Origin of the sequence: Streptomyces endophyticus (assembly GCF_035798155.1) — a bacterium.
In the GTDB taxonomy this organism is placed as follows: domain Bacteria; phylum Actinomycetota; class Actinomycetes; order Streptomycetales; family Streptomycetaceae; genus Streptomyces; species Streptomyces endophyticus.
Genome location: NZ_JAOZYC010000082.1, coordinates 87876 through 100856, shown reverse-complemented (window position 1 = coordinate 100856; position 12981 = coordinate 87876). Strand labels below are relative to the sequence as shown.

Annotated in this window: 15 protein-coding genes; 9 read left to right on the top strand and 6 right to left on the bottom strand. The window is 69.3% G+C overall.

Features of this window, described 5'->3' with window-relative positions:
• Positions 1 to 49: 49 nt before the first annotated feature.
• From OKJ99_RS10615 to OKJ99_RS10605, 3 genes are all read left to right on the top strand, one after another.
• Positions 50 to 1852, top strand: a complete 1803-nt coding sequence (locus OKJ99_RS10615; RefSeq protein WP_326015635.1) for a DEAD/DEAH box helicase — start codon at positions 50 to 52, stop codon at positions 1850 to 1852.
• 282 nt (positions 1853 to 2134) lie between these two features.
• Complete coding sequence (locus OKJ99_RS10610) at positions 2135 to 2776, top strand: IclR family transcriptional regulator (protein WP_326015633.1); 642 nt, start codon at positions 2135 to 2137, stop codon at positions 2774 to 2776.
• Positions 2777 to 2892: 116 nt separating this feature from the next.
• Positions 2893 to 3684 (top strand): S16 family serine protease, encoded by a 792-nt coding sequence (locus OKJ99_RS10605; RefSeq protein ID WP_326015632.1) that lies wholly within the window; start codon positions 2893 to 2895, stop codon positions 3682 to 3684.
• A 10-nt stretch (positions 3685 to 3694) separates the two neighbouring features.
• Here the strand turns inward: OKJ99_RS10605 and OKJ99_RS10600 are convergent, their stop codons facing one another.
• The 5 genes from OKJ99_RS10600 to OKJ99_RS10580 are packed head-to-tail and all read right to left on the bottom strand — an operon-like array spanning position 3695 to position 7963.
• Positions 3695 to 4666, bottom strand: a complete 972-nt coding sequence (locus OKJ99_RS10600; protein WP_326015689.1) for a glycine betaine ABC transporter substrate-binding protein — start codon at positions 4664 to 4666, stop codon at positions 3695 to 3697.
• Positions 4667 to 4680: 14 nt separating this feature from the next.
• On the bottom strand, positions 4681 to 5556 hold the full coding sequence (locus OKJ99_RS10595) for an ABC transporter permease (protein ID WP_326015630.1): 876 nt from the start codon (positions 5554 to 5556) through the stop codon (positions 4681 to 4683).
• Positions 5553 to 6818: a betaine/proline/choline family ABC transporter ATP-binding protein gene (locus OKJ99_RS10590; RefSeq protein ID WP_326015628.1), complete on the bottom strand. Its 1266-nt coding sequence runs from the start codon at positions 6816 to 6818 to the stop codon at positions 5553 to 5555. Before OKJ99_RS10590 ends, OKJ99_RS10595 begins: the two co-directional genes overlap by 4 nt.
• Positions 6811 to 7458, bottom strand: coding sequence for an ABC transporter permease (locus OKJ99_RS10585; RefSeq protein WP_326015627.1), 648 nt, complete (start codon positions 7456 to 7458; stop codon positions 6811 to 6813). The genes OKJ99_RS10590 and OKJ99_RS10585 overlap by 8 nt, the downstream gene beginning before the upstream one ends.
• A gap of 34 nt (positions 7459 to 7492) precedes the next feature.
• Positions 7493 to 7963: an Lrp/AsnC family transcriptional regulator gene (locus OKJ99_RS10580; protein ID WP_326015626.1), complete on the bottom strand. Its 471-nt coding sequence runs from the start codon at positions 7961 to 7963 to the stop codon at positions 7493 to 7495.
• A gap of 149 nt (positions 7964 to 8112) precedes the next feature.
• Between OKJ99_RS10580 and hppD the strand changes: the two genes are divergently transcribed.
• The 6 genes from hppD to OKJ99_RS10550 all read left to right on the top strand — a co-directional run bounded on the left by hppD (position 8113) and on the right by OKJ99_RS10550 (position 12260).
• Complete coding sequence (hppD, locus tag OKJ99_RS10575; protein ID WP_326015624.1) at positions 8113 to 9258, top strand: 4-hydroxyphenylpyruvate dioxygenase; 1146 nt, start codon at positions 8113 to 8115, stop codon at positions 9256 to 9258.
• Between the two features lie 22 nt (positions 9259 to 9280).
• Entirely contained in the window at positions 9281 to 9565 is a 285-nt protein-coding gene (locus tag OKJ99_RS10570) for a hypothetical protein (protein WP_326015623.1), read from the top strand.
• Positions 9558 to 9866, top strand: a complete 309-nt coding sequence (locus OKJ99_RS10565; RefSeq protein ID WP_326015622.1) for an SH3-like domain-containing protein — start codon at positions 9558 to 9560, stop codon at positions 9864 to 9866. Before OKJ99_RS10570 ends, OKJ99_RS10565 begins: the two co-directional genes overlap by 8 nt.
• Entirely contained in the window at positions 9856 to 10443 is a 588-nt protein-coding gene (gene nthA / locus OKJ99_RS10560; RefSeq protein WP_326015621.1) for a nitrile hydratase subunit alpha, read from the top strand. The genes OKJ99_RS10565 and nthA overlap by 11 nt, the downstream gene beginning before the upstream one ends.
• 101 nt (positions 10444 to 10544) lie before the next feature.
• Positions 10545 to 11915 (top strand): FAD-binding oxidoreductase, encoded by a 1371-nt coding sequence (locus OKJ99_RS10555; protein WP_326015620.1) that lies wholly within the window; start codon positions 10545 to 10547, stop codon positions 11913 to 11915.
• A 150-nt stretch (positions 11916 to 12065) separates the two neighbouring features.
• Positions 12066 to 12260 (top strand): hypothetical protein, encoded by a 195-nt coding sequence (locus OKJ99_RS10550; protein ID WP_326015619.1) that lies wholly within the window; start codon positions 12066 to 12068, stop codon positions 12258 to 12260.
• A 22-nt stretch (positions 12261 to 12282) separates the two neighbouring features.
• Here OKJ99_RS10550 and OKJ99_RS10545 read toward each other — a convergent pair whose 3' ends face one another.
• Positions 12283 to 12762, bottom strand: coding sequence for an SsgA family sporulation/cell division regulator (locus OKJ99_RS10545; RefSeq protein ID WP_326015617.1), 480 nt, complete (start codon positions 12760 to 12762; stop codon positions 12283 to 12285).
• Positions 12763 to 12981: the final 219 nt, after the last annotated feature.

Here is a 12981-nt window from a genome sequence, read left to right as displayed (position 1 = left end):
CCGGTTGTCATACGTAGCCGTGCCGTCCAGCTTTGAGTAACCGGAGACCGTGACTACTACATCCGCCACTCCTTCTGCCTCGTCCGCCCACCTGTCACCCGCCTTCCCCGGCCGCGCCCCCTGGGGCACCGCCAACAAGCTGCGTGCGTGGCAGCAGGGGGCGATGGACCGGTACATCCAGGAGCAGCCGCGCGACTTCCTCGCGGTCGCGACCCCGGGCGCCGGCAAGACCACGTTCGCGCTGACCCTCGCGTCATGGATGCTGCACCACCACGTCGTGCAGCAGGTGACCGTGGTCGCGCCGACCGAGCACCTGAAGAAGCAGTGGGCCGAGGCCGCAGCCCGGATAGGCATCAAGCTGGACCCCGAGTACAGCGCGGGACCGCTCAGCAAGGAGTACCAGGGCGTCGCCGTCACGTACGCGGGTGTGGGCGTGCGCCCGATGCTGCACCGCAACCGCTGCGAGCAGCGCAAGACGCTCGTCATCCTCGACGAGATCCACCACGCCGGTGACTCGAAGTCGTGGGGCGAGGCCTGTCTGGAGGCCTTCGAGCCGGCCACCCGCCGCCTCGCGCTCACCGGTACGCCGTTCCGCTCCGACACCAATCCGATCCCCTTCGTCGCGTACGAGGAGGGGAGGGACGGCATCCGGCGCTCCGCCGCCGACTACACGTACGGCTACGGCAACGCCCTCGCCGACAACGTCGTGCGGCCCGTCATCTTCCTCTCGTACAGCGGCAACATGCGCTGGCGCACGAAGGCCGGTGACGAGATCGCCGCGCGGCTCGGCGAGCCCATGACGAAGGACGCCATCAGCCAGGCCTGGCGCACCGCCCTGGACCCGCGCGGCGAGTGGATGCCGAGCGTGCTGCGCGCGGCGGACGCCCGCCTCACGGAGGTCAGGAAGGGCATCCCGGACGCGGGTGGTCTCGTCATCGCCTCCGACCAGGAGTCGGCCCGCGCGTACGCGAAGCTGATCCGCGAGATCACGGGCAGCAAGGCCACCGTGGTGCTCTCCGACGACACCGGCGCCTCGAAGCGGATCGACGACTTCGCGGCGAGCAACGACCGCTGGATGGTCGCCGTCCGCATGGTGTCCGAAGGCGTCGACGTGCCGCGCCTCGCGGTCGGCGTCTACGCCACCACGATCTCCACCCCGCTCTTCTTCGCGCAGGCCGTCGGCCGTTTCGTCCGGTCCCGCAGGCGCGGCGAGACCGCGTCCGTCTTCCTGCCCACCGTCCCCGACCTGCTCGGCTTCGCCAACGAGATGGAGGTCGAGCGCGACCACGTCCTCGACAAGCCGAAGAAGGACGAGGAGGAGGACCCCTACGCCGAGTCCGAGAAGGAGATGGACGAGGCGAACAAGGAGCAGGACGAGGACACCGGCGAGCAGGAGCAGTTCTCCTTCGAGGCCCTGGAGTCCGAGGCCACCTTCGACCGGGTCATGTACAACGGCGCCGAGTTCGGCATGCAGGCGCACCCCGGCAGCGAGGAGGAGCAGGACTACCTCGGCATCCCCGGCCTCCTCGAACCCGACCAGGTGCAGATGCTGCTCCAGAAGCGGCAGGCGCGGCAGATCTCGCACAGCAAGAAGAAGCCGGACAGCGAGGCCGACCTCCTGGAGCTGCCCGCCGACCGCCGCCCCGTCGTCTCCCACAAGGAGCTGATGGAGCTGCGCAAGAAGCTGAACACCATCGTGGGCGCGTACGTGCATCAGAGCGGGAAGCCGCACGGTGTCGTCCACACCGAGCTGCGCCGGGTGTGCGGCGGACCGCCGAGCGCGGAGGCGACGGGCGGCCAGCTGCGCCAGCGCATCGCCAAGGTGCAGGAATGGGCCACCCGCATGAAGTGACATGGGGATCAAGTACGGGCAATCGCGCACATCTGGGGCCGATGACTGACCGGATTCTGGACGGAGTCTTCCGCTCAGCGGGACGACCTCGCTACATTCCGGGCAACGCACACGCCCCGTGGCAGAGCCGCCGCGGAGCGCAGCCGGTGCGTCAAAAGACAGCCGTAAGCAGCCCAGCGCCTGATCACCGACCGGCGGCCTCTGACGCGCGTCGCCCACGGGACAGGTGACGCGACCCCCGCGCAGGAGGCCGCCGTCCCTCACCACTAAGGAGTGGGCGTCGTGACCGCGGAGACCTCCCAGACGCTCGACCGGGGACTGCGCGTCCTCAAACTGCTCGCCGACACCGACCACGGCCTGACCGTCACCGAGCTCTCCAACAAGCTCGGCGTCAACAGGACGGTCGTGTACCGCCTGCTCGCCACCCTCGAACAGCACGCCCTCGTCCGCCGTGACCTGGGCGGCCGCGCCCGCGTCGGGCTGGGTGTCCTCCGCCTCGGCCGCCAGGTCCACCCCCTGGTGCGCGAGGCCGCACTCCCCGCCTTGCGCGCGCTCGCCGAGGACATCGGGGCGACGGCGCACCTGACGCTGGTGGACGGCACGGAGGCCCTCGCCGTGGCCGTCGTCGAGCCGACCTGGACCGACTACCACGTGGCGTACCGCACGGGCTTCCGGCACCCGCTCGACCGGGGCGCCGCCGGCCGCGCCATCCTCGGCGCCCGCCAGGGCGTACTCCCCGAGACCGGCTACACCCTCACGCACGGCGAACTGGAGGCAGGCGCGAGCGGCGCGGCTGCGCCGCTTCTGGGGGTGACCGGCCTGGAGGGCAGCGTGGGCGTCGTCATGCTCTCGGACTCCGTCCCGGAACGGGTCGGCCCCAGGGTCCTGGACGCGGCCCGAGAGGTAGCAGACGCGCTCAGGTAGACCCAGCCACACATCAAGCCCCGTTTTTCGGACGAGAGCCCGCGGGGTCCGGGGCAGAGCCCCGCGACCGCAACGCCGTCGCCGGTGAACAACAACCGTCACGTTAGAGTCAACCCGTGCTCAATCGCCTCAGCCGCCCCACCGCCCTGGCCCTCTGCGCCGCCCCCGTCATCGCCCTCCTCGCGGTGGCGGGCTTCGCCCCGCTGCCGTTCTCGGTGGCGCAGCCGGGCCCCACGACGAACGTCCTGGGGAAGTCGGACGGCAAACCCGTCATCGACATCAGCGGCGCGCCCACCCGCCCCACGGAGGGCAAGCTGCGCGCGGTGACCATCGTGGCGACGGGGCCCGACGCCTCCGTGCACCTCGGTGACGTGCTCGACGGCTGGTTCGCCGAGAACCGGGCGGTCATGCCGCGCGACGCGGTGTACCCGACCGGCGACTCGACGAAGGAGGTCGAGCAGCACAACAAGCAGGAGATGAAGGGCTCGCAGGACGCCGCCACCGAGGCCGCCCTCTCCTACCTCGGCAAGCCCTCGAAGGACATCGAGGTCGACCTCCAGCTCGGCGACGTCGGCGGCCCGAGCGCGGGCCTGCTCTTCTCCCTCGGCATCATCGACATGCTGGACGGCGACGGCAGCGGCGGCGACGTCACCGGCGGGAAGTCCATCGCGGGCACCGGCACCATCGACGCCAAGGGCAAGGTCGGCCCGGTCGGCGGCGTGTCCCTGAAGGTGCAGGCCGCCGACCGGGACGGCGCCACGGTCTTCCTCGTACCGAAGGCGGAGTGCTCGGACGCGAAGGCCTCCGCGCCCAAGGCGATGAAGCTGATCTCGGTGAGCACGCTCAAGGGCACGATGACCGCGCTGACGAACATGGAGAAGGGTTCGGGCGCGGTCCCCACCTGCTGAGCGGGCGGGCTCACTCCTTGACGAAGCCCTCCTTCACCAGCCACTCCCTCGCCACGTCGTGCGGGTCCTGCCCGTCGACGTCCACCTTCGCGTTGAGGTCCCGGGCGACGGTGTTGTCGAGCTTCTTCGTGATCGGCTTCAGGATGTCCGCCATCGCCGGGTACTTCTTGAGCGCCTTGGTGTTGATCGAGGGTGCCGCGTTGTAGTTCGGGAAGAACTTCTTGTCGTCCTCCATGACGTTCAGGTTCATCGCCTTGATCCGGCCGTCGGTCGTGTAGACCTCGCCGAAGGTGCAACTGCCCTTGGACGCCTGGGTGTAGATGATGCCGCTGTCCATCTGCGTGATGTTGGCGGCCGGCACGTTCATCCCGTACGCCTTCTGCATGCCGGGCAGACCGTCGGCCCGGTTGGCGAACTCGCTCTCCACGCAGAGCGTGACGGCCTTCGGGTCCTTCTTGGCGAGCGCGGCGACGTCGGAGAGCGTCTTGGTGCCGTACTTCTTGAAGTTGGCGTCGTTCATGGCGAGCGCGTAGGTGTTGTTGAGCTTGGCCTGCGGCAGCCAGGTGATGCCGTTCTTCTTGTCGGCGTCGCGCACCGCCTCGTACTGCTTCTGCGGATCGGTGATCGGGTCCGAGTTGCCGAGATACGTGATCCAGGCCGTGCCCGTGTACTCGTACATGGCGTCGGCGTCGCCGGACTTGATGGCCTCGCGGGCGCCGATGGAGCCCTGGATGCCGGTCCGGTCGAGGACGTCCGCGCCGGCCGCCTTGAAGGCGATGCCCATGATCGCGCCGAGCACCAGCTGCTCGGTGAACTCCTTGGACGTGACGGTGATGTCGGCGCCCTCCAGTGGCTTGTCCTTGCCGATGGAGCCGGGCTGCACGTCGTCGACCAGCGGGCTGCCGCTGGTCAGTCCGCAGCCGCTCGCGAGGAGCGCGATCCCGCAGCTCGCCGCGACGGCCACCCGTACGCGGTACTTCATGGGCTTCTTGGGCTTCATGTGCGCACCTCCAACCCGCGCGGGCGCAGCAGGAGTTCGGCCAGCGAGGCCAGCCAGTCGACGAGCAGGGCCAGCGCGATCGTCAGGATCGAGCCGAGCATCAGGACCGGCATGCGCTGGTTGGTGATTCCGGTGGTGATGAGGACGCCGAGGCCGCCGCCACCGCCGAAGGTGGCCAGCGTCGCCGTACCGACGTTGAGGACGAGCGCCGTGCGCACGCCCGCGAGGATCAGCGGGACGGCGAGGGGGAGTTCGACCTTGCGCAGCACTCCCATCGGCGACATTCCGATGCCCTTCGCCGCTTCGAGGAGCGTCGGATCGTTGGCCTTCAGGCCCGCGATGGTGTTGGAGAGCACCGGCAGGATCGCGTAGATGATGATGCCGATCAGGGCCGACTTCTCGCCGATGCCCAGCCAGATGACGAGCAGGGCGAGCAGGCCGATGGCCGGGGTGGCCTGGCCCATGTTGGCGAGGGCCATCGCCCAGGGCGTCGCCTTGCGGAACATCTTGCGGGTCAGCAGGATCCCCAGCGGGATCGCGATGATCAGCACGAAGAACGTCGAGATCACCGTCAGGCTGATGTGCTGGCGCAGCGCCTTCCACACCTTGCCGCCCGAGATGGCGTTCTCGGAGATCGTGTCGAGGTCGGCGTTGCGGAACCAGAGCCACGTGATCAGCAGGACGAGGATCAGGAACACCGGAAGGAACGTCAGCTTCTTCCAGGTGATGCGGGAGGGTTCCTTCCGGGCGGGCGGCGCGGGCGGGGCCTCCTGTTCGCCCTGGCCCTCGTCGCGGAACGCGAGGCCCTTGACCTCGTGCTCGCCCTCGGGGCGCCCGCCCTGCGGAGGCGATTTTCGGGACGGTGTGCTCACGCCTTCACCTCCCCGCCGGCGCCCTGGGAGCCCTCCTGCTCCTGATGCGTCTGCTCGGCGCGCTTCTCCTCCAGCTCGTGCTGGTGCTCGACCGCTTCGAGCCGGTCGGCCTCCAGGAGTTCCTGCACGGAGTTCATCAGCGTCTCCATGTCGACGACGCCCTCGTACGCGCCGCGCCGCCCGGTCACCGCGACGCGGCCCGCGTTGTCGGTGAGGACCGCTTCGAGGGCGTCGCGCAGGGTGGCGTCCCAGGTGACGGTGTCGTGCACGAGGGTGCCCGCGCGGGCGAGGGAGCCCTTGGCGCGCATCAGGTCGCCGCGGCGCAGCCACTTGTAGGGCCGGCCGCGCTTGTCGAGCAGCAGCAGTTCGTTCGTGCCGGCCGCCCGCAGCTTGTTGAAGATGTCCTGCAGCGGGTCGTCGACGCCCACCGTCGGATAGTCGGTGACCTCCACGTCGCGTACGCGCGTCAGGTTGAGGCGCTTGAGGGCGGCGCCCGCGCCCACGAACCCGGAGACGAAGTCGTCCGCCGGATTGGTGAGGATCGCCTCGGGGGTGTCGAACTGCGCGATGTGCGACTTCTCGCGGAGCACCGCGATCCGGTCGCCGAGCTTGATCGCCTCGTCGAAGTCGTGCGTGACGAAGACGATCGTCTTGTGCAGCTCGTGCTGGAGCCGGATCAGCTCGTCCTGGAGGTGGTCGCGGGTGATCGGGTCGACGGCGCCGAACGGCTCGTCCATCAGCAGGACGGGCGGGTCGGCGGCCAACGCCCGTGCCACGCCGACGCGTTGCTGCTGGCCGCCGGAGAGCTGGCGCGGATAGCGGCCGTGGTACTCGGCGGCGTCGAGGCCGACCAGGTCGAGCATCTCCTCCACCCGCGCCTTGATCTTCGACTTGGACCAGCCGATCATCTTCGGCACGAGCGCGATGTTCTGGGCGACCGTCATGTGCGGGAAGAGCCCGGAGGACTGGATCGCGTAGCCGACCTTGCGGCGCAGCTTCACCGGGTCCATGTCGGTGACGTCCTCGCCGCCGATGCGGATGCGGCCGCCGGTCGGCTCGATCAGGCGGTTGATCATCTTCAGCGTCGTGGACTTTCCGCAGCCGGACGGGCCGACGAAGATGATCAGCTCGCCCGCCTTGATCTCCATGTTGACGTTGTCCACGGCGGGGTCGCTGGAACCGGGATAGCGCTTGGTGAGGTTCTCCAGCTCGATGCTGGCCCCGGACGCCTCGGGGGCTTCGGTCGTCGTGGTGTCAGGCACGGATCCCCCTCGGGATGGTCAGCCGTCCGATGAGGACGTACGCGGCGTCGAAGAGCAGGGCGAGGATGATGATGCCGAGCGTTCCGGCGAGCACCTGGTTGAGCGCGTTGGCGCTGCCCAGGGAGGCGATGCCGCGGAAGATCTCGTTGCCGAGCCCGGGGCCCGAGGCGAACGCCGCGATGGCGGCGATGCCCATCAGCATCTGCGTGGAGACCCGGATCCCGGTGAGGATCGGCGGCCAGGCGAGCGGCAGTTCCACCTTGAACAGGCGGGCGGTCCTGGACATCCCGATGCCCGTCGCCGCGTCGATCAGAGCGGGGTCGACGCCGCGCAGGCCCACGATCGCGTTCCGCACGATCGGCAGCAGCCCGTACAGGGTGAGCGCGATGACGGTGGGCGCGACGCCGAGGCCCACGATCGGGATCAGCAGACCGATCATGGCCAGGGAGGGGATGGTCAGAATGGTCGAGGTGGCGGTCGTCGCCAGGTTCCCGGCCCATTCGCTGCGGTACGAGACGATGCCGATGACGATGCCGATCAAGGTCGCGAGGACCATGCACTGGAAGACGGCGCTCGCGTGTTGATAAGCGTCGGCGAGCAGTTGCTGGTGCCGTGCGCCCAGGTAGTCCCAGAAGTTCATCGCACCTCACTCCCGGGCGGTGCTCGGATAGCCGTCAGGAATCTCCTGACGCCTGCTCCACGAGCGGGATGATCCGCAGCGGAACAGGATTTTCCATGACGATTGCCGTGGAAGCCCGGACGATGCCATCAAAACCGACAACCCGGTCGATCACACGTTGAAGATCCGCGTTCGAACGGGCCACGAGCCGGCACAGCATGTCCCCGCTGCCGGTCGTCGTGTGCAGTTCCAGGACCTCGGGGACGCCGTCCAAATGGGTCCTGACATCGGCTCCTTGCCCCTGCCTGATCTGCAGCGTCGCGAACGCGGTGACCGGGTAGCCGAGCGCCGCCGGGTCCACCTGGGGACCGAAGCCGCGGATGACTCCGTTCGAGGTAAGCCGGTCGAGGCGGGCCTGCACGGTGCCGCGCGCGACGCCGAGCCGGCGGGACATCTCCAGCACCCCGATCCGTGGCTCGCGCGCGAGCAGCACGATGAGCCGCCCGTCCAGATCGTCGATCGTCATGTACGCCTCCGTCGCCGTCCTGTCGCCGGCCCGTCTCCGGGTGGTCACCCTGTACAAGCAGCCCGCAGAAACGGACCCTCCACTGGTCAGATTGCCCAGCGAAAACGCAAACTATTGCGCACCTTGCGGACCGGCGGGAACCTCACGGTATGACGCAGACCACACACCACACCCCCGACACCGCACGGCAGGCCGACCCCTTCCCGGTCAAGGGGATGGACGCGGTCGTCTTCGCCGTGGGCAACGCCAAGCAGGCCGCGCACTACTACTCGACCGCCTTCGGCATGAAGCTCGTCGCCTACTCCGGACCGGAGAACGGCAGCCGCGAGACGGCCTCCTACGTCCTCACCAACGGCTCGGCCCGCTTCGTCTTCACGTCCGTCATCAAGGCGTCCACCGAGTGGGGCAACTTCCTCCAGGACCACGTAGCGGCACACGGCGACGGCGTCGTCGACCTCGCCATCGAGGTCCCGGACGCGCGCGCCGCGTACGCGTACGCCGTCGAGCACGGCGCCCGTGGCCTCACCGAGCCGTACGAGACGAAGGACGAGCACGGCACCGTCGTGCGCGCAGCGATCGCCACGTACGGGAAGACCCGCCACACGCTGGTGGAGCGCTCCGGCTACGACGGCCCGTACCTGCCCGGCTTCGCCGCCGCCGACCCGATCGTCGAGCCCCCGGCGAAGCGCACCTTCCAGGCCATCGACCACTGCGTCGGCAACGTCGAACTCGGCAAGATGAACGAGTGGGTCGCGTTCTACAACAAGGTCATGGGCTTCACGAACATGAAGGAGTTCGTGGGCGACGACATCGCGACCGAGTACAGCGCGCTGATGTCGAAGGTCGTCGCGGACGGCACCCTGAAGGTGAAGTTCCCGATCAACGAACCGGCCATCGCCAAGAAGAAGTCGCAGATCGACGAGTACCTGGAGTTCTACGGCGGCGCGGGTGTCCAGCACATCGCGCTCGCCACGAACGACATCGTCGCCTCGGTCAAGGCCATGCGGGCGGCCGGAGTCAAGTTCCTGGACACCCCGGACTCGTACTACGACACCCTCGGCGAGTGGGCGGGCGAGACCCGCGTGCCCGTCGAGACGCTGCGCGAGCTGAAGATCCTCGTGGACCGCGACGAGGACGGTTACCTGCTGCAGATCTTCACCAAGCCGGTCCAGGACAAGCCGACCGTCTTCTTCGAGATGATCGAGCGGCACGGCTCCATGGGCTTCGGCAAGGGCAACTTCAAGGCGCTCTTCGAGGCGATCGAGCGGGAGCAGGAGAAGCGCGGAAATCTGTAGGACCCGGGCCTAGTCTGGCCGTATGGCCAGGATGAACGACGTAGGCGGGACGACAGGGTTCGGCGCCATCGACACCACCGATGACGCCGAACCCTTCCACGCGGACTGGGAGGCGCGGGTCTTCGCGCTCCAGCGCGCGCTGCTCGTCCAGAAGGTCTTCAACCTCGACGAGTTCCGGGACACCATCGAGACGATGCCGCCCCAGGAGTACCTGGCGGCCTCGTACTACGAGCGCTGGTTCCACGCGATCCGGACGCTCCTCGAACGCAAGGGCGTGATCGAGGAGGGGGTGCTCGACCGTGCCTGAGCCCGAGCAACCCGCTTACGCATCCGGCGACTTGGTCCGTACGTACCGGCACGACCCGCCGCACCACACCCGCCTCCCGCGCTACGCCCGCGGCAAGCTCGGCGTCGTCGTCGAGCCGGAGGGGCGGGCGCCGCTCGCCGACGTGCGCGCGCAGGGGCGCGAGGACGCTCCCGTCGAGATGATCTACGCGGTGCGGTTCGCGGCGCGCGAGCTGTGGGGCGAGGGCGAGCACGACGTCGTCCTCGACCTGTCCGAGAGCTATCTGGAGCCTTTCGAGGAGGTCGACGGCGATGTCCGGTAACCACGACGACGCGGTGATCTCCCGCCAAGTGAGGCTCCTGGAAAGCCTGTTGGAGGACAAGGGCATCGTCGGCGGCGAGACGGTCGACGAGGTCATCGACGGCTTCCTCGCGGGCGCCTCGCCGGTCAACGGGGCGAAGGTGGTGGCCCGCGCCTGGACCGACCCGGCGTTCAAGGAGCGGCTGCTCGCGGACGGTTCCGCGGCGGTGGCCGAACTCGGCTTCTCCGCAGGGGGAGTTCAGCCCCAGCGGCTGCGCGTCGCCGAGAACACGGAGGACGTGCACAACATGATCGTGTGCACGCTCTGCTCCTGCTACCCGCTGCGGCTCCTGGGCCCGTCTCCCGGCTGGTACAAGAGCGAGGCGTACCGGTCGCGTGTGGTGCGCGAACCACGGGCGGTGCTCGGCGAGTTCGGGGTTGCGCTCCCGGACGACGTCAAGGTCACGGTCTGGGACTCCAGCGCGGAGACCCGGTACATGGTCCTGCCGCGGCGTCCCGCCGGAACGGGGAATCTGAGCGAGGCGGATTTGGCCTCCCTGATCACCCGCAACGGCCTGATCGGCACGGCTCTGGTGTGAAGATCAAGCCCCTGCGGCGATTGAGCAGCGGGGTCCGGGGCAGAGCCCCGGGGTGCAGGCAGGGGGTTCACACCGGTGGCACGGAGTGCAAAGGTGTGATCATGAGCCGCACCCTCATGGAAGAGCTCCGCACGGGCCTGCCCGCGGAAGCGATCATCGTCGACGCCGACGTCACCGCCTCGTACGCCCACGACATGGCGAGCTTCTGCGACGCGGGCACCCCGGCCGTCGTCGTGCTGCCGCGCACCGTCGAAGAGGTCCAGCACGTGATGCGGACGGCGACCGCGCTGCGCGTCCCGGTCGTCCCGCAGGGCGCCCGCACGGGCCTGTCGGGCGGGGCCAACGCGAGCGAGGGCTGCATCGTCCTCTCGCTCGTCAAGATGGACCGCATCCTGGAGATCAACCCGGTCGACCGGATCGCCGTCGTCGAACCGGGTGTCATCAACGCCACGCTCTCCCGCGCGGTGAACGAGCACGGGCTCTACTACCCGCCGGACCCCTCCAGCTGGGAGATGTGCACCATCGGCGGCAACATCGGCACGGCCTCGGGCGGCCTGTGCTGTGTGAAGTACGGGGTGACGGCGGAGTACGTGCTCGGGCTCGACATCGTCCTCGCGGACGGGCGGCTGCTGCAGACGGGCAGGCGCACCGCGAAGGGCGTCGCCGGCTACGACCTGACGCGGCTCTTCGTCGGCTCCGAGGGCAGCCTCGGTATCGTGGTGAAGGCGACGCTCGCGCTGAAGCCGCAGCCTCCCCAACAGCTGGTGCTCGCAGCCGAGTTCGCCTCCGCGGAGGCGGCCTGCGACGCGGTCTGCCGGATCATGGAGGGCGGGCACGTCCCGTCCCTGCTCGAACTCATGGACCGTACGACGGTGAAGGCCGTCAACGACATGGCCCACATGGGCCTGCCGGAGACCACGGAGGCGCTGCTCCTCGCCGCCTTCGACACCCCGGACCCCACCGCGGACCTCGCGGCCGTCGGCGCGCTGTGCGAGGCCGCAGGCGCCACCCAGGTCGTGCCCGCCGAGGACGCCGCCGAGTCCGAACTGCTGCTCCAGGCGCGGCGCCTGTCGCTCACCGCCCTCGAAGCGGTCAAGGGCACCACGATGATCGACGACGTGTGCGTGCCGCGCTCCAAGCTCGGCGAGCTGCTCGAAGGCGTCGAGCGGATCGCCGAGAAGTACGACCTCACCATCGGCGTCTGCGCGCACGCGGGCGACGGCAACACGCACCCCACCGTCTGCTTCGACGCACAGGACGCCGACGAGGGGCGCCGCGCCCGCGAGTCCTTCGACGAGATCATGGCGCTCGGCCTCGAACTCGGCGGCACCATCACCGGCGAACACGGCGTCGGCGTACTGAAGAAGGAGTGGCTCGCCCGCGAGCTCGGCCCGGTCGGCGTCGAGATGCAGCAGTCGGTGAAGGCGGCCTTCGACCCGCTGGGCCTGCTCAACCCCGGCAAGCTGTTCTGATCGCCAGGAGTGCGGCCCCGGTCACGTAGGGCCCGCATAAAGGACGAAAGCCTCATGTGGCGGGGTGCCCTCCGGCGGAATCCTGGAGAGGTCGCACGGCCGGCCGTCAGGGCGCCGGCCGGCACCCCGCGCCCCGAAGAGGTCCCGCCGATGAGCCACAGCACCGCCGAGCGTAACCACGACAAGTCCGCCCGCCGCCGCAGGACGACCGCCGCCGTGCTGGTCGGCGCCATCGCGCTCTCCTCCGTCGGCCTCGCGATCGGCACCGCGGTCGCCGACGAGGGCCCCGCCCCGGTGGGCGCCTCGCTCACCGGCACGTTGGACCCGGGCGCACCTTCCGAGTGACCCCGCCTCCGTGCCGCGGCCCTCACAGGTCGTCGGAGGACGACTCGTCCCCCGGCCACGGGTCGCACAGGTACAGGTCGTCGGTGGCCGGTGTCGGAGTGAGCAGCTCGGCCAGGGCGTCGTCGATGCCGAGCTGCTCCGTCTCCGTGCCGGGTGGCACCGCCCGGAGCGTCCGCTCCAGCCAGGCCGAGACCTGCGCGGTCGGCAGCTCGAGCAGCGCGTCCCCGTCCGGCGAACTCAGCGCCACCAGAACCACGCTGCGCCCGTCCACCTTCGTCGGCCACACCCGCACGTCCCCGTGCCCGCACGGCCGGAACACGCCCTCCACGAGCAGCTCGCGGGCGAACGTCCAGTTGACCGGGTGATGCGAGCCGATGTGGAACGTGATGTGGACGGCGTAGGGGTCGTCGGTCCGGTAGGTCAGTCGGGCCGGAACGGGGATGCTCCGCTCCGGCGAGAGCACGAGCTTCAGTTCCAGTTCGCGTTCCACCACGGTGTGCATGTCGTGCGTTTCCTCTCCGTCGTACGGGCCCGGAGCGGGCCCGCTGGAAGGTGAGAGCACGATCTGCCGGGAGCATTACGCGAGTTCGACGAAGATATTTCTCCGCGTCCCGGAGCGGGTGTCACGTTCCCCGGAAAGTGGTCCGTAACGGCGGAGCGGCACGGGCGGGCACGGCGGTCTGATAGATGTGGAACCCACAACAAGACCCCCGAGCAGATA